This is a genomic window from Streptomyces sp. CHD11 (assembly GCF_018638295.1).
In the GTDB taxonomy this organism is placed as follows: domain Bacteria; phylum Actinomycetota; class Actinomycetes; order Streptomycetales; family Streptomycetaceae; genus Streptomyces.
In genome coordinates this window covers 373,284-391,617 of sequence record NZ_JABTTS010000010.1, presented here as the reverse complement: position 1 = coordinate 391,617, position 18,334 = coordinate 373,284, and the positions used below count along the sequence as shown (strand labels likewise).

The 18,334-nt window shown below is 71.6% G+C and carries 13 protein-coding genes; 4 read left to right on the top strand and 9 right to left on the bottom strand.

Features of this window, described 5'->3' with window-relative positions; all coding sequences use genetic code 11:
- From HTV45_RS14680 to ptsP, 3 genes are all read left to right on the top strand, one after another.
- Positions 1-209: hypothetical protein (locus HTV45_RS14680; RefSeq protein ID WP_215206178.1), on the top strand; the 209-nt coding region annotated here is incomplete at its 5' end.
- A gap of 298 nt (positions 210-507) precedes the next feature.
- Positions 508-957 (top strand): PTS glucose transporter subunit IIA, encoded by a 450-nt coding sequence (locus HTV45_RS14675; protein ID WP_215206177.1) that lies wholly within the window; start codon positions 508-510, stop codon positions 955-957.
- Between the two features lie 76 nt (positions 958-1,033).
- Complete coding sequence (gene ptsP, locus HTV45_RS14670; protein ID WP_215206176.1) at positions 1,034-2,704, top strand: phosphoenolpyruvate--protein phosphotransferase; 1,671 nt, start codon at positions 1,034-1,036, stop codon at positions 2,702-2,704.
- A gap of 66 nt (positions 2,705-2,770) precedes the next feature.
- Here ptsP and HTV45_RS14665 read toward each other — a convergent pair whose 3' ends face one another.
- Entirely contained in the window at positions 2,771-3,664 is an 894-nt protein-coding gene (locus HTV45_RS14665; protein ID WP_215206175.1) for a hypothetical protein, read from the bottom strand.
- A gap of 104 nt (positions 3,665-3,768) precedes the next feature.
- Complete coding sequence (locus HTV45_RS14660) at positions 3,769-5,736, bottom strand: acetoacetate--CoA ligase (protein ID WP_215206174.1); 1,968 nt, start codon at positions 5,734-5,736, stop codon at positions 3,769-3,771.
- Between the two features lie 211 nt (positions 5,737-5,947).
- On the opposite strand from HTV45_RS14660, the gene HTV45_RS14655 reads away from it, so the two are divergent.
- Entirely contained in the window at positions 5,948-8,314 is a 2,367-nt protein-coding gene (locus tag HTV45_RS14655) for a glycoside hydrolase family 31 protein (RefSeq protein WP_215206173.1), read from the top strand.
- Here the strand turns inward: HTV45_RS14655 and HTV45_RS14650 are convergent.
- The 7 genes from HTV45_RS14650 to HTV45_RS14620 form a co-directional block, all read right to left on the bottom strand.
- A complete protein-coding gene (locus tag HTV45_RS14650) occupies positions 8,311-8,847 on the bottom strand; it encodes an NUDIX domain-containing protein (protein ID WP_215206172.1) in 537 nt (178 codons plus the stop codon). The two genes, HTV45_RS14655 and HTV45_RS14650, sit on opposite strands and share 4 nt — an antisense overlap.
- Positions 8,848-8,894: 47 nt before the next feature.
- Positions 8,895-9,713, bottom strand: a complete 819-nt coding sequence (locus tag HTV45_RS14645) for a M15 family metallopeptidase (protein WP_215206171.1) — start codon at positions 9,711-9,713, stop codon at positions 8,895-8,897.
- A 301-nt stretch (positions 9,714-10,014) separates the two neighbouring features.
- Positions 10,015-10,617, bottom strand: a complete 603-nt coding sequence (locus tag HTV45_RS14640) for an ATP/GTP-binding protein (RefSeq protein WP_215206170.1) — start codon at positions 10,615-10,617, stop codon at positions 10,015-10,017.
- The gene (locus HTV45_RS14635; protein ID WP_215206169.1) at positions 10,598-14,278 is read right to left on the bottom strand and encodes a hydantoinase B/oxoprolinase family protein; all 3,681 of its coding nucleotides are present in this window, start codon (positions 14,276-14,278) and stop codon (positions 10,598-10,600) included. Before HTV45_RS14635 ends, HTV45_RS14640 begins: the two co-directional genes overlap by 20 nt.
- A gap of 24 nt (positions 14,279-14,302) precedes the next feature.
- Positions 14,303-14,698 (bottom strand): DUF742 domain-containing protein, encoded by a 396-nt coding sequence (locus HTV45_RS14630; protein ID WP_215206168.1) that lies wholly within the window; start codon positions 14,696-14,698, stop codon positions 14,303-14,305.
- A 9-nt stretch (positions 14,699-14,707) separates the two neighbouring features.
- Positions 14,708-15,142: a roadblock/LC7 domain-containing protein gene (locus HTV45_RS14625; protein WP_215206167.1), complete on the bottom strand. Its 435-nt coding sequence runs from the start codon at positions 15,140-15,142 to the stop codon at positions 14,708-14,710.
- Complete coding sequence (locus tag HTV45_RS14620) at positions 15,139-18,111, bottom strand: nitrate- and nitrite sensing domain-containing protein (protein ID WP_215206166.1); 2,973 nt, start codon at positions 18,109-18,111, stop codon at positions 15,139-15,141. The genes HTV45_RS14625 and HTV45_RS14620 overlap by 4 nt, the downstream gene beginning before the upstream one ends.
- Between the last annotated feature and the right edge of the window lie 223 nt (positions 18,112-18,334).

Sequence of the window (18,334 nt, the reverse complement as noted above, 5' to 3'; positions counted from 1 at the left end):
TTCACAGCGTCCTCGCTGTGTTTTTCTTCAAAGGAACCTCGACCATCCGAAACCGGATGGACGGGGTATCAACATATCTGGCGTTGACTTTTGGCACGCTGTTGAGTTCTCAAGGAACGGACGCTTCCTTTGTACTCACCCTCTCGGGCTTTCCTCCGGGCTTCCCTTCGGTGTTTCCAAACCCTACCAGCGTTTCTCCGACTCCCTGACCACCGTCCTGCACACATGCAGAAGGTGCCCCCGGGAGAGGACCTGGCGATTTGGATTGCTGTCGGGCGAGGACACTCGTCGCGTCACTCATCCCCGAGCAGGAGTACAACTCTACACAGAGTCGCGGACGCCGTGCAAATCGATTACCATGGGTGGTCTAGACCTCTTGTCCAGGCCACAGATCCGGACCTGCCCGCCGGAACCGGTACGACGTGTGGCATACGCTGCTGAACAGAACACGCCGGAGACAGGCAGTGACGGCGCTCGTACAGATCTCCACTTCTTGGGAGGCTTCCCATGACCACCGTGACGTCCCCGCTCTCAGGGCGGGCCATCGGACTGGCGTCCGTGCCCGATCCGGTCTTCTCCGGGGCCATGGTCGGCCCCGGGACCGCGATCGACCCCGCTCGGGAACCCTCCGAGGCCGTCTCCCCCGTCGACGGCGTGATCGTCTCACTGCACCCGCACGCCTTCGTCGTCGTCGACGAGAGCGGGCACGGCGTGCTCACCCACCTCGGTATCGACACCGTGCAGCTCAACGGCGAGGGTTTCGAGCTCCTCGTGAACAAGGGCGACACGGTGCGGCGCGGTCAGGGCATCGTGCGCTGGGACCCGGTCGCCGTGGAGGCCGCCGGCAAGTCCCCGGTCTGCCCGGTCGTCGCCCTCGAAGCCACAGATGACGCGCTCTCCGAGCTTCGTGACAGCGGCGATGTGAAGGCCGGCGACAGTCTCTTCCTCTGGAAGTGACCGGGCGCCGTCCCGGACGGCCACCAGGACAACCAACGCGGCGGCTGGTCCCGCCGCACTAGCGGAGACGGGTGAAATGGAGACAACGCTGCGAGGCGTCGGTGTCAGTCACGGTGTGGCGATCGGCGAGGTCCGGCACATGGGTACGGCGGTGCTCGAGCCGCCCGCCAAGCAGATCCCCGCGGAGGACGCGGCCCGTGAACAGGGCCGGGCCCGCCAGGCCGTGGAAGCGGTGGCGGCCGATCTGACGGCGCGCGGGAACCTGGCCGGCGGCGAGGCCCAGGCCGTGCTCGAGGCGCAGGCCATGATGGCCCAGGATCCCGAGCTGCTGGCCGACGTGGAGCGGCGGATCGCCGTCGGCAGTTCCGCCGAGCGTGCGGTGTACGACGCGTTCGCCTCGTACCGCGAGCTGCTGGCGAACGCCGGCGAGTATCTGGCGGGCCGCGTGGCCGACCTCGACGATGTGCGGAACCGTATCGTCGCCCGGCTGCTCGGGGTCCCCATGCCCGGTGTGCCGGACAGTGACGAGCCGTATGTCCTGGTCGCACGCGATCTGGCGCCCGCGGACACGGCGCTGCTCGATCCGACTCTGGTGCTCGGCTTCGTCACCGAGGAGGGCGGGCCCACCAGCCACAGTGCGATCCTCGCCCGCGCGCTCGGTGTCCCCGCCGTGGTGGCCCTGCCGGGTGCCGGTGAACTCGCCGAGGGCACCCTGATAGCGGTCGACGGCAGTACCGGCGAGATCTTCCTGAACCCGAGCGAGGAGAAGAAGGCGCAGCTCGAGGCCGCGGCGGCCCGGCGCAAGGCGGCGCTGGCCGCCTCGACCGGGCCCGGTGCGACCGCCGACGGTCACAAGGTGCCGCTGCTGGCCAACATCGGCGGCCCGTCGGACGTGGCGGCGGCGGTCGAGGCGGGTGCGGAGGGCGTCGGTCTGTTCCGTACCGAGTTCCTGTTCCTGGACGACAGCGAGAACGCTCCTTCCGAGGAGAAGCAGGTCACCGCGTACCGTCAGGTGCTCGAGGCGTTCCCCGAGGGCCGGGTCGTGGTGCGGGTGCTGGACGCGGGCGCGGACAAGCCGCTCGACTTCCTCACCCCGGCGGACGAGCCGAACCCCGCGCTGGGTGTGCGCGGTCTGCGGACGCTCCTGGACCATCCGGCGGTGTTGCGCACTCAGCTGACGGCGCTGGCCAAGGCCGGGGAAGGGCTTCCCGTCCACCTGGAGGTCATGGCCCCCATGGTGGCGGACCGGGCCGACGCCAAGGCCTTCGCGGATGCGTGCCGGGAGGCCGGGCTGCGGGCGAAGGTCGGCGTGATGGTCGAGATCCCGTCGGCCGCGCTGCGGGCGCGCTCGGTGCTGCGGGAGGTGGAGTTCCTGTCGCTGGGCACGAACGATCTCGCGCAGTACACGTTCGCCGCGGACCGTCAGGTGGGCGCCGTCTCCCGGTTGCAGGACCCCTGGCAGCCCGCGCTGCTCGACCTGGTGGCGCTGGCCGCCGAGGCGGCGCAGGCCGAGGGCAAGAGCTGCGGCGTCTGTGGTGAGGCCGCTTCCGATCCGCTGCTGGCCTGTGTGCTGACGGGTCTGGGGGTCACCTCTCTCTCCATGGGTGCGGCGTCTCTGCCGTATGTGCGGGCGTCACTGGCGAAGTTCACGCTGGCGCAGTGCGAGCGGGCTGCGGCGGCCGCCCGGGCGGCGGACAGTGCCGAGGATGCCCGTAACGCCGCGCAGGCGGTGCTGTCGGGCGAGTAGCCGGAACTCGGCCGGTTCCCGGGCGGGGCGTTCCACGCGGTGGAACGCCCCGCCCGCGCGTCCGGCTCAGTGACCGTGGGCAGGGCTCGGTCCGCCCTCCTCTCCCAGGTCGGGGGGTTCGCAGTAGTCGACGTTGGACTCCGGGGCGATGAGGTCTCCGGATTCGGCGTCGGTGCAGTAGGCGTCGAAGACCTCGCCGGCCGTCAGGGGTTCGAGACCGTAGGCGCGCAGCCGCCAGCCGTGGACTCGGTCGGGGGCGCCTGGTTCGCTGATCCGCATGACCAGTCCCCCGGGGCTCGCGGAGGCGAGGCCGACGGCGAGGACGGTGGTGAATTCGAGCGCTTCGGACGCGTCGAGTTCGGGACGGCCGCAGATGTCGTCGGCGTGCAGGACGGCGACGAGTGTCCCGGGTGGTCCCAAGACGCTGCACACGAGGTGAAGCTCGCCGGTCGGCGCCGTGTCGAGGATCCGTCGCAGGAGGTGCGATGCGCGGGTGAGGGCGGCGCGGCCCAGGTCCTCGCCGCAGGAGACGCAGGCGCCGAGGCGGGCGAGGATCGTGGCCGCGTACTCCCGGGTCACCTGGCGGACGGCCTCGTCGATGAGGCTGGGCAGGAGGTCGGCCAGCGGCCGGCCGTCGTAGGGGACCGTGGGCCCGGTGGAGGCGAGTTCGGCCGTGTACCGGGCACGGCTGGTGTGGCTGTCGGGATCGACGCCCGTTCGCTCGCAGTACTCCGCGTAGTCCGCCGGGTCGAAGAGCGCCACGGTGGTGTGGCTGCCCCGCAGGGCGCGTGTCCTGAGGACGGCCTCCATGTGCCGGAGGTAGATGGTGTGGTCGTCGAAGACGAAGCTGCGGTAGCGCCGCATGGCACGGAAGTCGTGCTCGTCGGTCAGCAGACCGATGGTGCCGGTGATTTCGCGGCGCAGGACCCGTCGCAGGGTCCGGTGGTCGGTGGACGTCATGTCTCCCCCTCTGCACAGTCGATCAATGCTCACTCACAGTAATCGGTGGCACTGACAGCGGGGAGGGGAAGACGAGGGCGTACGCGGAGGGTGACCCGGCGGGTTCAGGCGCGGTTGCGGGCGATGTCCTCGTAGAAGGCGAGCAGGTCGAGGTTGTCGATGGAGCCGGGATTGACCGCTTTCTCCAGGGGGGTGCCCTGGAGAAGGCGCTTGACCGGGACCTCGATGCGTTTGCCGGTGAGGGTGTGCGGGACCCCGGGCACCTCGATGATCTCATCGGGGACGTGGCGCGGTGAGAGCTGCCGGCGGATGGTGTCCTTGATGCGCTTGAGGAGGTCCTCGTCCAGAGTGGCGCCGGGGACCAGGTGGACGAACAGGGGCATCCAGTAGCCGCCGTCCGGTTGTTCGACGCCGATGACGAGGGATTCCCTGATCTCGGGGAGTCGTTCCACGGCTTCGTAGATGTCGGCCGAGCCCATGCGGACGCCCTGCCGGTTGAGGGTGGAGTCGGAGCGGCCGTGGATGACGACCGAGCCCCTCGAGGTGATGGTGATCCAGTCGCCGTGCCGCCAGACGCCGGGGTAGGTGTCGAAGTAGCTGTCGTGGTAGCGGCTGCCGTCGGGGTCGTTCCAGAACCGGATGGGCATGGACGGCATCGGGTTGGTGACGACGAGTTCGCCGACCTCGTCGGTCAGGGGCTTGCCGCTCGGGTCCCAGGACTGCAGATCGGTTCCGAGACCGGGCGCCTGGAGCTCGCCGACATGGACGGGGAGGGTCGGTACGGCTCCCGCGAAGCAGGAGCACACGTCCGTGCCTCCGCTGACCGAGGCGATCCACAGATCGTCGCGGACCTCGTCGTGCAGCCAGCGGAAACCGTCGGGGGGCAGGGGGGAGCCGGTGGTCGCGACGCAAGTGACGGTGGAGAGGTCGAAGTCGCGCGAGGGGTGCACGCCCGCCTTGCGGCAGGCCATGACGTAGGCGGCGGAGGTGCCGTAGAGGGTGGCCCGGGTGCGTTCGGCGATCCGCCACTGGGCCCCGGTGTCGGGGTAGCCGGGGCTGCCGTCGTACAGGACGATCGTCGTTCCGGTCAGGAGACCGGAGACGAGGAAGTTCCACATCATCCAGCCGGTCGACGTGTACCAGAAGAAGCGGTCCTCGGGGCCCAGGTCGCAGTGGAGCCCGAGTTGCTTGAGGTGTTCGACGAGGATGCCGCCCTGGGACTGGACGATCGCCTTGGGCAGGCCGGTGGTGCCGCTGGAGTAGAGCACCCACAGCGGGTGGTCGAAGGGCACCGGCTCGAAGACCGGCTCGGTGTCCGCGGAGATGAGTGCGGACCAGTCGAGTGCGCCCTCGGGGGCCTCGGTGCCGAGGAGGGGGATGTGGACGACGGCGCGCAGGGTGGGCAGTTCGCCGCGCAGTTCGGCGACGACGTCCCGGCGGTCGTGCTCCCTGCCGCCGTAGCGGTAGCCGTCGACGGTGAACAGGACGACGGGTTCGACCTGCTGGAAGCGGTCGAGGACGCTGCGGGCTCCGAAGTCGGGGGCACAGGACGTCCACACGCCGCCGACGGCCGCGGTGGCGAGGAGGGCGACGACCGCCTGCGGGATGTTCGGCAGGTAGCCGCTGACGCGGTCTCCCGGGCGTACTCCGAGGGAGCGCAGTCCGGCGGCGAGGGAGCCGACCTGGCGGCGCAGCTCGGTCCAGGTGACGGAGGTCGGTTCGTGGGTCTCGTCCACGTACAGCAGGGCCGGTTCGTCCGCGCGGGACCCGGCCGCGCGCAGGGCGTGCTCGGCGTAGTTCAGCGTCGCTCCGGGGAACCACTGGGCACCGGGCATGGAGCGGTCGCCCAGCACCCGCGTGTACGGCGTCGGGAAGCGGACGTCGAACCACTCCGTGACCGCTTGCCAGAAGGTGTCCAGTTCCTCCACCGACCAGCGGTGGAGTGCGGCGTAGCCGCCCTCGGCGGGGGCGTCGTGGTGTACGGCGGCCCATGTCTGGAATGCGGTGATCCGCGCCTGGGCGATCCGTTCCGGATCCGGCTGCCAGAGCGGCTGAGGGTTCTCGGTCGGCATGGAGGGCTCCCGGACTGTGCGCGTGGTGTGCGTCGTGCGCGCACGGGCTGGGGTGTGCGCGTGACGCGGCTGGAAGGGACGATGCCACGTGATCGACTTGCGCACCAGGGCACCCCCGCACGGTCCGCGTCGTGAGCGTGTGGTCCGATCACGGATGAACGGGAGTTGAACGGCACCCGCGCGGGACGCGATCGATGACAGGGTGAGCAACATGGACGGTCGTGACCTGGTGCGTTCGATGAGATCGGTCGGTCCGGCGGGGGCGGCTCAGGGGTTGCGTACGGTCCGGGCGGCGTGGCGCAGGCGGCGGGCGGACGCCGGAGGGCTGCCGCCGCGGGGGCCGGTGCGGGCGCGGGTGCCCGGGACCGTGCGGGAGGTGGAGCCGGGGCCCGGGGGCGGGCTGGTCAGGTTCGGCCGCTCCGACCTGCGGATCTTCGTCGCGGTGAACGGGGCTGTTTTCTGGGGCTGGGACGGGGCCGCTCCCGAGCCGTCGTACGCGCTGGCCGGCCGCTGCCCCGATCCGGATCCGCGTGCGGCGCTGGAACCGGACAAGGACGGTGGCTGGCGTGTGGTGGCCGAGCGCATGACGGTGGTGGTCTCACGGCACGGCGCGGTCGAGGTGCTCACCCCCGGCGGCGTGTCGCTGCGGCGGGATCTGCCGCCGCGCTGGTGGGAACCGGTCGGCGACGGCACTGCGCGGTGGTCGCAGCGGTCGGAGGTGGCGGCGGACGCCCGCTTCTTCGGTCTCGGAGGGCGCGCGACGGGCCCCCGGCTGCGGGACGGCGTGTACCGGTTGTGGAACACCGGTCCGGGCCGTGCGTCCCGGCGCGGTGGCGGACCTGCGTCCGTCACGATGCCGGCCCAGATGGTGGTGGCCGACGCGGGCACCCATCTGGTGTTCCACGACAGTTCCTGGGACGGCGCGGTGACCCTGCGGGAGGGCGAGGAGGGGGCCGGTTCCGGGCACGACCGGGCCGGGACGAGTGAGCTGCGGATGGACGGCGGCCCGCTGCGCTGCTGGGTGATGGTGGGCACCCCCGCGCGGGTGCTGTTCGCCTGGGCGTCGCTCACCGGGGCCCCGGTGCTGCCTCCCGCGTGGGCGCTCGGCCACCACCACGCGCGATGGGGTGACGGTGGGGAGGAGGAGGTGCGGACGGTGGTCGGGGGCCATCGTGAGCACCGGCTGCCGCTGGACGCCGTGCACCTGGGCGCCGGGCACCTCGACTCCCTGCGGGAGTTCACCGTCGACGAGGAGCGGTTCCCGAAGCTGCCGGTCCTCGCGGACGAGCTGCGGCGGGAGGGGATCCGGCTGGTGTCGGTCGTCGGTCCCGCCGTCGCGGTGATGCCCGGCACTCCCGTGCACGACGACGGGGTGGGCCGGGACGCCTTCGTGCGGGGGGCTGCCGGGGAGGTCGTCCGGGGAGTCTCGTGGTCCGGGGACGCCGTCTTCCCGGACTTCACCCGGGCTGACGTGCGGGCGTGGTGGGGTTCGTTGTACGCGGAGCGGCTGGCCCGGGGGTTCACCGGCTTCTGGCACACGCTGGACGAGCCGACCTCGTTCCTGGCGTTCGGTGAGCGGACGCTGCCGCGGTCGGCCGGGCACGCCCTGGACGGACGGGGCGGTGATCACCGTGAGGCGCACAACGTCTACGGCTTGTGCATGGCCCGGGCCGCGTACGAGGGAGTGCGGACCCGGGAGCCCGGGGAGCGGCCGTTCGTGCTGGCGCGCTCCGGGTGGGCCGGTGTGCAGCGCTATGCGGGCGTGTGGTCGGGCGAGTCGGGGGCGGGCTGGCCGGGGTTGCGGGCGTCACTGGCGCTGGTGCTGGGGCTGGGGTTGTGCGGAATCCCGTACTCGGGCCCGGATGCCGGCGGGTGTGACGGGGTCAGGTCTCCGGAGTTGTATCTGCGCCGACTCCAGCTGGGGGCCTATCTGCCGCTGTTCCGCACGTGTGCCGGTACCGGCGGCGGGGAGCCGTGGGAGCTCGGCGCCGAGGTTCTGGGCCACGCCCGCGCGGCGCTCGTGGAACGCCGGAGGCTGTTTCCGTACTTCATGACGCTGGCGCACCTGGCCAGGCGTACCGGAGCCCCCTACGTGCGGCCGTTGTGGTGGTCGGCGCCGGAGGAGCGTCTGTTGCGCGACTGCGAGGACGCCTTCCTCCTCGGTGACTGTCTGCTGGTGGCGCCGGTGCTCGGTCCGGGGGTGGACCGGCGGGCCGTCCGGCTGCCGCCCGGGAGGTGGTACGACACGGCGACGGGCAGGGCGTACGAGGGCCCGGCTCGGGTGGTGGTCGACGCACCCCTGGGCAGGATCCCGGTGTTCGCGCGTGGTGGCGCTGTTGTTCCGGTGCGCGGGCAGGACGGTGGTACGGAGCTCGAGGTGTGGGCGCCCGCCCGGGGACGGACCGGGGGCGGGCTGTTCGTGCCGGATGTGGGTGACGGGTGGGAGGAACCGGAGATCGAGCGGTTCACGGTCCGTCGGTCGGGCGCGCGGATCGTTGTCGAGCGGGAGGGCGGGGACGGCGTCGGCGAGACGTCCTGGCCGGTGCGGGTGCGCGGGCTCGGATCGGAGGCGGGTTAGATGTAGCGGCCCTCGAACCACGCCCGTACCGCCACGGTGTGCAGGGGGAAGGCGAGTTCCTCGGGGCGGCGCAGCAGGTGCCGGCCCTCGGTCTCGCCGGTGGGGGCGAAGGAGGGCAGGTCCTCCGCGGAACGTTCCGGCAGGAGTCCGAACAGCAGCAGGTGTCCGTCGGGTGAGCTCATGGCGTCGGCGAGGCGGACGTCGCGGCTCGCCGCTTCGATGCCGGTCTCTTCGCGCAGTTCACGGACGACCGCCCGGCGCCAGTCCTCCCGGTGGTCGATGAAGCCGCCGGGCAGGGCCGTGCCGCCCCGCGCGGGGGCGATGGCCCGGGTGATGACGACCAGGGCGGTGCCCCGTGTGTCGTACACGGGCTGGAGTGCCACGGCGACGGGAAGGGGGTTGCGGTAGGCGGTGGCGCGGCAGGCCGGGCAGGTGCGGGGCCAGCCGGAGACGCCCTCCCCGTACGGGGCGCCGCAGCTCGAACAGTGGGAGCCCGGCGCGGAGTTGGGAGCCGGGGCAGGAGTTTCGGACACGCGCGGGACTGTATCCGATCACGGTGGCGGCGTCTTGGGCAGGTCGGTCAGCGGCGGCCGGCGAGCGACCTGTGGGACACCGGGAAGTCGAAGTAGGTGTCCGGATAGGACTCGGGCTCGAAGGTGTAGTGCCACCATTCCTCGGCCAGGTTCACGAATCCGAGACCCTCCAGGGTGTTCTTGAGCAGCAGCCGGTTGGCGCGCTGTTCTCCCCGGATGCGCGGGTCGAGGGTGTGGCTGAGGGTGTCGAAACAGTCGTAGCCGGTCCCCATGTCCACGGAAGTGTCGGGAGAGCGCTCGTCCTGGGGAGCGAAGCAGGGGGTGAGTGGCGGCCCGGGGTGGTGCGGCGTGGCGGGCCGGGCCGGTCCGGCGGGAAGCTTCACGAGGGTGAGGTCCACCGTCGAACCGCGGCTGTGGCCGGACTTCTCGGCGATGTAACCGTCGGCGAACAGGCGGCTCTTGTCGACGTTCGGATAGAACTCGGCCTTCGTTCTCTGGTCGTCGAGGTCCTTGGCCCAGCGCACGAAGTGGTCCACCGCGCGCTGCGGCCGGTAACAGTCGTACACCTTGAGGGAGTAACCCCGGCGCAGCAGTGCGCGCTGGGCGGTGTGGAGTGCCCGGGCCGCCGGCCGGGTGAGGATGCACAGGGACTGCCGGTAGCCGTCGACGGGACCGCCGACGAAGTTGTGCGGGGTGAGGTAGCGGATCTCCTCGATGATCGTCGGGTCCACGCTGTTCAGCGCCACGAAGTCCCGGGGGGCCTTGGGTTCGGGCTTCGCCCGGGCGGGGGCGGACGCGGCGGTCGCGGCGAGCAGGGCGGCGACGGTGACGGCCAGTCCGCGTACCGCGGTGGAGAGTCGTGTCATGTCTCCTGCGTCTATCAGGAGCCGGCTCGCCGGGGAAGCCGGTGGCCGGCCATCGTTCCGGTCGGCGGCCCTGGCGTTCCCTGAGCGCCGGAGAACACCGCGGTGCCACCCCGGATCGCTGGGCCGGCCTGCCTGACAGCCGCCTGCGCGGGTGAGCTCGCGACCGGGGTGTGGGAGCGGGCCGGGTGAGCTGAGGTGGAGAAGATCCCCGGCCCGGGAAGGAGGGCGGGGGCGACGACCGGCCCCACGCGCGTGGTGGCCCCGTACTCCGTCCGGCGGAGTACGGGGCCACCGCGTCTCCTCAGGTGGTGACCGCCCGTCGTTGGGAGGCCTGGGCCATGGCGTGCTGGACGAGGCTGATGAGGACCTCCTTGACCGACTCGCGGTCCCGCGCGTCCCCTGTCAGCAGCGGTACCTGCTCGTCGAGGTCGAGGGCCCGGCGGATGTCCTCGTCCGGGTAGCGGGCCGCCCCGTCGAAGCGGTTGACACCGACGAGGAAGGGTATGGAGCGCCGCTCGAAGTAGTCGATGGCGGCGAAGCAGTCCTCCAGACGCCGGGTGTCGGCGAGGACGACGGCTCCCAGGGCGCCTTCGGACAGTTCGTCCCACATGAACCAGAACCGCTCCTGGCCGGGTGTGCCGAAGAGGTACAGCACCAGGTCCTCGCGGAGCGTGATGCGGCCGAAGTCCATGGCCACGGTCGTGGTGTTCTTCGCTTCCACACCGCTGGTGTCGTCGACCGGCCGCCCGGCCTCGGTGAGGAGTTCCTCGGTGCGCAGCGGCCTGATCTCACTGACCGCGCCGACGAGCGTGGTCTTGCCCACGCCGAAGCCACCGGCCACCAGGATCTTGAGCGTGACGGGCTCGACCGGGGGCTTGCCGCGCTCAGTACGCCCGAAGATCATCGATCTCTTCTCCTGCTTGATGGGTTTCGGGCGGCGGGCCGTATCCCCCGCCGCCGGGGGTTTCGATGACGAGTACGTCGTCGGCGCCGAGTTCCGCCGAGTCGCTGCCGGCGAGCCGGGTGACCGTGCCGTCGGCCCGTTCGACCCGGTTGGCGCCCGGGGCTCCGGGAGCTCCGCCCGCCATACCGTACGGCGGGACCCTGCGGTGCTGGGACAGCGTGGAGACGGTCATGGGTTCCAGGAAGCGGAGCCGGCGCACGGCTCCGTCGCCGCCGGGCCACCGTCCGGCGCCTCCGCTGCCCCGGCGGACCGCGAATTCCTCGAGCCGGACGGGCAGTCGCCACTCCAGGATCTCGGGATCGGTGAGCCGGGAGTTGGTCATGTGGGTCTGTACGGCGGACGCGCCCGGGAAACCGTCGCCGGCGCCCGAACCGGAGGCGACGGTCTCGTAGTACTGGTGGCGTGCGTTGCCGAAGGTGACGTTGTTCATGGTGCCGGAGCCCTCGGCCTGGACGCCGAGGGCCGCGTAGAGGGCGCCGGTCACGGCCTGGGAGGTTTCGACGTTGCCCGCGACGACGGCGGCCGGAGGACGGGGCGCCAGCATGGAGCCGGGCGGAACGATGATCGTCAGCGGGCGCAGGCAGCCGTCGTTGAGCGGGATGTCGTCGGCGACCAGGGTGCGGAAGGCATAGAGGACGGCGGCGTTGACCACCGAGAAGGGGGCGTTGAAGTTGGTGGGCAGCTGTTCCGACGTGCCGGTGAAGTCGATGGTCGCGCTCCGGTTCTCGCGGTCCACCCGGACGCGTACGCGGATGACGGCGCCCGAGTCCGTCCGGTAGGCGTACTCGCCGTCGTCGAGGGCGTCGATGACGCGGCGTACCGCTTCCTCGGCGTTGTCCTGGACGTGCTTCATGTAGGCCTGGACGACATCGAGTCCGAAGTGCTCGATCATGCGGCCCACCTCGTCGACGCCCTTGCGGTTGGCGGCGATCTGGGCACGCAGGTCGGCGAGGTTCGTCTGCGGACTGCGGGAGGGGTGGGGTGCCTCGGTGAGGAGGCGGAGGGTCTCCTCCTCACGGAAGCGGCCGTCCTCGGTGAGCAGCCAGTTGTCGAAGAGGATGCCCTCCTCGTCGATGGTGCGGCTGTCGGCCGGCATGGAACCGGGGGCGATTCCTCCGATCTCCGCGTGGTGACCGCGTGAGGCGACGTGGAACAGGACCCTGCGGTCACTCTCCGTACGGTCCGCGGGAGTCGTGCCGAAGACCGGGGTGATCACGGTGACGTCGGGCAGGTGGGTGCCACCGTGGTACGGGTCGTTGACTGCGTAGGTGTCCCCCGGGCGCATGGAGGCGCCGCGCCGCCGGATGACCTCCCTGACGCCCGCGCCCATCGACCCCAGGTGGACGGGGATGTGCGGGGCGTTGGCCACCAGGTTTCCGTGGGGGTCGAAGAGGGCGCAGGAGAAGTCCAGGCGCTCCTTGATGTTGACGGACTGGGCGGTGGACTCGAGGCGGGCGCCCATCTGTTCGGCGATGGACATGAAGAGGTTGTTGAAGACCTCGAGGAGCACGGGGTCCGCTTCCGTGCCCACTTCGGAACTCTGTGTGACCGCGGCGCGTTCCATGACCAGATGCCCGTCGTCCCTCGCCGTGGCCCGCCAGCCGTCGTCCACGACGGTCGTCGCACCGGACTCCGCGATGACCGCGGGTCCGGTGACGGTTTCGCCGGGAGGGAGGTCCTCCCGGCGGTGGAGGGGTACGTGGCCCCAGGTGCCGCCGGTGTGGAGGCGGGCGGTCCGGGGGGCCGCGGGGTCGTGTCCGGGGACGCGCTCACCAGGAGCGAGTGCGGAGAGATCGGGGGGTTCCGAGACGCCGGTGGCTTCGACGGAGAGGGCTTCGACGACGATCGGGCGGTCGAGGGCGAAGGAGTACATGGCTCGATGGCGTTCTTCGAACACCCCGCGCATCGTGCCGGGTTCGGTCAGCTCGACGGTGAGGGTGGTGTCGGTTCCGTCGTAGCGCAGCTGCGCGCGGCGGGTGACCTCGATCCGCTCCTCGGGGACGTCCTCGGCGAGGAGTTCGGCGCGGGCCGCTGTCTCCAGCTCGTCGGCGGTCCGGTGGACGCCCGGCATCGCGCCGGGGTCCAGCGGTGCCTCGACGGACCGTTCCCGCATGGCCGTGGTGTCGGCGAGGCCGATGCCGAGTGCGGACAGGACACCCGCCATGGGCGGGACCAGGACGGTGCGGATGCCGAGGGAGTCGGCGACCATGCACGCGTGCTGACCGCCCGCCCCGCCGAAGGTGGTGAGCGCGTACCGGGTGATGTCGTGCCCCTTCTGAACGGAGATCCGCTTCACCGCGCCGGCGATGTCGGCGACGGCGATCTGCAGGTAGCCCTCGGCGACCCGTTCGGGGGTGCGGTCGTCGCCGGTCCGTTCGTGGATCTCGGCGGCGAGGGCGGTGAAGCGGTCTCGGACGAGGGCGTCATCGAGCGGCAGGCCGCCGTCCGGGCCGAACACGGCCGGGAAGTGGGCGGGCTGGATCCGGCCGAGCATGACGTTGGCGTCGGTGACGGTGAGCGGTCCGCCGCGCCGGTAGCAGGCGGGGCCCGGGTCCGCGCCGGCCGAGTCCGGTCCCACCCGGTAGCGGGAACCGTCGAAGTGCAGGACCGAGCCGCCGCCGGCCGCGACGGTGTGGATGTCGAGCATGGGTGCGCGGAGCCGGACCCCGGCGATCTGCGTGGTGAAGACGCGTTCGTACTCGCCCGCGAAGTGCGAGACGTCGGTGGAGGTGCCGCCCATGTCGAACCCGATCACGCGGTCGAATCCGGCGAGCCGCGACATGCGCGCCATGCCGACGATGCCGCCGGCCGGCCCGGACAGGACGGCGTCCTTGCCGCGGAACTGCCCGGCCTCGGTGAGACCGCCGTTGGACTGCATGAACATCAGTCGTACGCCCTGGAGTTCCTCGGCGACATGGCGGACGTAACGGCGCAGTACGGGCGAGAGGTAGGCGTCGACGACGGCGGTGTCGCCGCGCGGGACGAGTTTCATCAGAGGGCTGACCTCGCTGGACAGCGAGATCTGGGAGAAGCCGATGCGGGCTGCCAGGTCCCCGATCCGCTGTTCGTGAGCGGGGTGCAGATGGCTGTGCACGCAGACCACGGCGACGGCCCGGATCCCGTCGTCGTAGGCCTGTTGCAGCGGTCCGGTGAGGGCGTCCAGGTCGGGCGGGCGCAGCACGGTCCCGTCGGCGGCGAGGCGTTCGTCCACCTCGACGACCCGGTCGTACAGGGGCTCGGGCAGGTCGATGCGGCGGGCGAAGATGCGGGGACGGTTCTGGTAGGCGATGCGCAGGGCGTCGCGGAAGCCACGGGTGATGACCAGCAGTGTCCGTTCGCCCTTGCGTTCGAGCAGGGCGTTGGTGGCTACCGTGGTGCCCATGCGCACGGCGTCGACCGGGGCGTCGGATCCGGCCAGCAGCGCGCGGACGCCGACGACCGCCGCGTCCGTGCTGTCGGTCGCCTTCGCGCCGGAGCCGGTCTGCTCCGGATCCGGGTTGTCGGACAGCACCTTGTGGGTGAGCAGCATCCCGTCGGGGCGGCGCGCGACGATGTCGGTGAAGGTGCCGCCCCGGTCGACCCAGAACTGCCAGCCTGCCACGTCAGTACCCCGCTTCCGCGCCGGTCACAGCGCCCGGAGGCCGTTGATCACGTCGCGCAGAATACTCTCGTCGGGCAGCTCGGCCGGGGGGACGGGCCGGTTCACATGGACCAATTCGCTGTCCACGAGGTCTCCGACGAGCACCCGGACCACTCCGATCGGCAGGTCGAGCTCGGCGGCGAGTTCGGCGACCGTCTGCGAGGTGCCGCGGCACAGTCCGACGATGTCCACGTGCTCCGGCGAAAGGGTGGGGTCGTCCTCCGGGTCGTCCGCGTGCGGCTCCGTGACGACCACCGCGATCAGGTCGAGGCGGTGCTGGGCCGCACTGGTGGTGCGGCCCCGCGTCATGGCGTACGGACGGACGACCGGCCCTGCCTCGTCGTCGAACCAGTGGCTACTACCCTGACCGTCAGCGCTCATGTCATCCCACTACCCGCCCGAGGACAGATCGGTGCGCGGTGCGGCGCCCAGATGCGCGCCGACCCGCTTCACCAGAAGCGTCATCTCGTAGGCGACCTGTCCGACGTCGGAGTCGGCGTCCGCGAGGACGGCGAGGCAACTGCCGTCACCCGCGGCGGTGACGAACAGGAACGCCTCGTCGAGTTCGACGACGGTCTGGCGCACGTCGCCGGCCTCGAAGTGACGGCCCACGCCCTTGGCGAGGCTGTGGAATCCGGAGGCGACAGCGGCCAGGTGCTCGCTGTCCTCCCGGGTCAGGTCCTTGGACGCGCCCGTGGGCAGGCCGTCGCCGGACAGCACGATCGCCTTGCGGATACTGGCGACGCGGTCCACCAGGTCGTCGAGGAGCCAGTTCAGCTCCACCTTGTCGGTCTCCGCGTGGCCGGTGGCCTTCGGTGCGGTCATCGACCGTCCCCCTTAATCGTTCCTCGTGGTGCTGTGCCGCTGTCGGCTTCGTCGCCCGCGGCGTTCTCTTCGCGGCCGCGCTGCCAGCCCCGCTGCAGCGAGGCCATGCGGCTGCGCACTTCGTCCGCGTCCCGTTCAACGGGCTCGGCCCTGCTCTCGTTCAGCGGGGCGGCGCCGCGTTTGAGCTGTGGGGCCAGGCTGGCCTGCCGTACCCGCCGGGGCAGTGATCCGCCGTCGGGTCCGGCCGCGGGGGTGTCCGTCGCGTCGGGGCCCGACGGGGAGCCGCCGGGTCCGTTCACCACGGGCGCGGGCGGTCCGGTGCGCCGGGGAAGTCCGTCCGGCGGCCCGGCCTCGGGGGTTCCGCCGTGCTCCGCGTCGCCGGCCGTGCGGCGGGCGGGGCCGGCGGACCGCCGGCGGGCGGGCAGGGGCGGCGGTGTCTGCGCCTGCGGTGCCTCCGGTTTCTCGCGCTCGGGGTCCGCGGAGAGGCGTCCGGCGCGGCGGCGGGCGGGCAGCGGGGACAAGGGCTCCGGGGCCGGGCGCCCGGGACTGCGGTCTCCCGCAGGATCGTCACCGCGGCGCCGGGCGGGCAGCACCGGCGCTGCTCCCGGTTCGGGGCGCGTGGGCGAGGCGGCGGTCCCTTCCCCGTCGGCCCGCTCCCCCCGGACGCTCTGGTCGCGGACCGGGCGGCCGTGCGAGCTGACCAGCTTGGGAGCGGCCCTGCGGGTGAGTGAAGCCGGTGTGCTGGTCCGGTCGTCCGGGTCCTTCGTGATACCGGAAGTCTGCCGGTGGGGCTCGCGGCCGCGGCCGGGCCGCTCGTCCTTGGTGCCGGACAGGGAGCGGCGGGGGCGGTAGAGCCCGCTCTCCTCGCTCTCCCCGTCGCCCAGGGCGCCGGGGAAGCCCTCGAGGGCGTCCAGGTCCACGGGAGCTTCCAGTTCGACGGGGCCGTCCAGCACCGAGGCGGGCAGCCGGGGCAGCTGTACGGGCACCTGGGAGAGAGCGACACGGCGGCTCTCCTCGGGTTCCCTCTCCTTGGAGCGCTGGGGCCGGTCGAGGCGGAAGCCGACGCCGTTGGTGTCCGGGATGTCGTCCGACAGCAGGGCGTCGGGGATGAAGACGACCGCCGTGGTGCCGCCGTACGGGGAGGGCTGCAGGGAGACCCGGACGTTCTGCCGCTGGGCGAGACGGCTGACCACGAACAGTCCGAGCCGGTCGGTGTCGGAGAGTTCGAACTCCGGGGTCTCCGCGAGCCGGAGGTTGGCGTCCAGAAGCGCGTCGGCCGCCATGCCGAGCCCGCGGTCGTGGATCTCCAGGGTGAAGCCGTTGGCCACGCGCTCGCCGACGACCTGGACGGCGGTGTGCGGCGGGGAGAACACCGTCGCGTTCTCCAGCAGTTCGGCCGTGAGGTGGGTGAGGTCGGCGACGGCCGGTCCGGTCACGGCGACCCTCGGCAGCCGGCGGACCTCGATGCGCTCGTAGTCCTCGACCTCCGCGACGGCGGCGCGTACGACGTCCATGAGCTGGACGGGTTTGCGCCACTGCCGGGAGGGCGCGGCGCCGGACAGGATCACCAGGCCCTCGGCGTGCCGGCGCATACGGGTGGTCAGGTGGTCCAGGCGGAAGAGGTCGGCGAGTTCCTCGGTGTCCTCGGTCCTGCGCTCCATGGCGTCCAGGAGGGTGAGCTGCTTGTGCAGCAGTACCTGGCTGCGGCGGGCGAGGTTGACGAAGACGTCGGAGACACCGGCGCGCAGTTCGGCCTGTTTGACGGCGGCCTCCACGGCCGCGCGCTGGAGGGTGTTGAGGGCCTGGCCGACCTCGCCCATCTCATTCTTGTCGTACTCCAGGCGCGGCACCTCGGTCTCGACGTCGACCTGTTCGCCGGCCGAGAGGCGGCGCATCACGCTGGGCAGCCGCACGCCGGACGCCTCGTGGGCCTCCAGGCGGAGCTTGTGGAGGTCGCGGACGAGGCCGCGGCCGACGCGTACGGAGAGGAAGAGGGAGACCAGCAGGGCGATGAGTCCGAGGACGCCGGCGATGACGGCCTGGCCGATGACGCCCATGGCGACGGGGCGGACGCGGTCCTGGTAGCGGTCGGTGGCCTGGTCGTTGAGGGTGCCGAGTTCGTCGAGCACCTGGCCGGCGGCGGTGTCCCAGCTCTTCGCGGTGATCCCGCGGGGCGGTCCGGTACCGGAGGAGACCGCGGCCTCCTCGCCCACGCGCAGCGGGGCGGAGGCGGCGTTCTTCCAGAACGTCTCGTAGCGGTCGCGTTCGGCCGGGGGCAGCTGCGGCAGGCCGGCGTCGTACAGCAGCGTGCGCTGGGCGACGAAGTCGGAGACGTCCCGCACTTCGGCTCGGGACAGCTTGCCGACGATGAGCGCGGAACCGAGCAGAGCGTCCTCGCGGGAGAGCAGTTCGCGGGCGCGGGCGAGGCTGACGAGAGCGCGGTACTGCTTGTCGAGCTCGACGTCGTCGACCACGTGCAGATTGGCCAGCAGCACGTAGCACGGGTCGATCAGCCCGTTGTAGAGGTCGAGGGCCTGGGAGCGGTCGACGGTACCGTCCTCGACGCTGCGGCGCAGGGACTCGATGCCGTTGAAGGATTCCAGCACCGCGCTCAGTTCACCGGAGTCTCCGTGCATGGCCTCCCGCACGTCGGCGTCGTCCGCGCTTCTGCGGACGACGCCGATGGCCTCGTCGGTGGCGGCCCGGCTGCGCCGGAGGGCGGCGAGTCCGTCGGAGGCGCGGGGGTCGGCGAGATGGACGAGGGTCTGCCGGCGCTCCTGCTGGAGGACGCGCACGGTGTCCTCGACGGGGAAACCGACCTCCTCCATCACCGACGACACGTCGAACAGATGGCTTGCCTCGCGGCCCGTGAGCACGGTGGTGAAGGCCCAGATCGTGGTCAGGGACACCAGCGGCACGAGAAGCAGCGCCACGATCTTCCGGCGGATGGACTTCCCGCGAAAGCGCATGGCCTCCCCCAGCTCGGCCCCCGGGCGACCGGGGGTACACATGTGCGTCAACAAACGGCGCGAGCCTACTACCGCACCGGGGTCAACTCGAAGACATGTCCGGAAGCTGAAGTTCCGTCGGGGTGAAGGGAGATGGGGAGATGTCCGGCCATTGCGGGAGATTGCCTCCCGGGACGCGGGGCGCGTTCGGCCGGCCGACCGTCCGGACGGGCATGTGGTGTTG